General features: G+C 30.5%; 1 protein-coding gene. It reads left to right on the top strand.

Annotated features, from left to right (window positions below):
* The coding region (locus IDG60_RS14805; protein ID WP_206160849.1) for a fibrinogen-binding adhesin SdrG C-terminal domain-containing protein at nt 1-1,247 on the top strand (1,247 nt) is incomplete at both ends.

The raw sequence follows: 1,247 nt of genomic DNA on the forward strand, positions 1-1,247 counted from the left end.
ATCAACTACATTAAATGTTAAAAGTGATGCTATCAAGAGTAATGCTGAAACTCTTGTTGATAACAATAGTAATTCAAATAATGAAAATAATGCAGATATCATTTTGCCAAAAAGTACAGCACCTAAAAGTTTGAATACAAGAATGCGTATGGCAGCAATACAACCAAACTCAACAGATTCTAAAAATGTTAATGATTTAATCACATCAAATACAACATTAACTGTCGTTGATGCAGATAATAGCAAAACGATTGTACCAGCCCAAGATTATTTATCATTAAAATCACAAATTACAGTTGATGACAAAGTTAAATCAGGTGATTATTTCACAATTAAATACTCAGATACAGTACAAGTATATGGATTGAATCCGGAAGATATTAAAAATATTGGTGATATTAAAGATCCAAATAATGGTGAAACAATTGCGACTGCAAAACATGATACTGCAAATAATTTAATTACATATACATTTACAGATTATGTTGATCGATTTAATTCAGTAAAAATGGGTATTAATTACTCAATTTATATGGATGCAGATACAATTCCTGTTGACAAGAAAGATGTTCCTTTTAGTGTAACTATTGGAAATCAAATTACAACTACAACAGCAGATATCACTTATCCGGCTTATAAAGAAGCTGACAATAATTCAATAGGATCAGCTTTTACAGAGACAGTTTCTCATGTAGGAAATGTTGAAGACCCTGGTTACTATAACCAGGTAGTATATGTTAATCCTATGGATAAGGATTTAAAAGGTGCTAAGTTAAAAGTTGAAGCGTACCATCCGAAATATCCAACTAATATTGGTCAAATTAATCAAAATGTTACAAATATAAAAATATATCGTGTTCCTGAAGGATATACATTGAATAAAGGATATGACGTTAATACTAATGATTTGGTAGACGTAACTGATGAATTTAAAAATAAAATGACGTATGGATCAAATCAAAGTGTTAATCTTGATTTTGGTGATATTACATCAGCATATGTTGTAATGGTTAATACAAAATTCCAATATACAAATAGCGAAAGCCCAACACTTGTTCAAATGGCTACTTTATCTTCAACAGGTAATAAATCCGTTTCTACTGGCAATGCTTTAGGATTTACTAATAACCAAAGTGGCGGAGCTGGTCAAGAAGTATATAAAATTGGTAACTACGTATGGGAAGATACTAATAAAAACGGTGTTCAAGAATTAGGAGAAAAAGGCGTTGGCAATGTAACTGTAACTG

Source organism: Staphylococcus sp. EG-SA-2 (assembly GCF_017152085.1).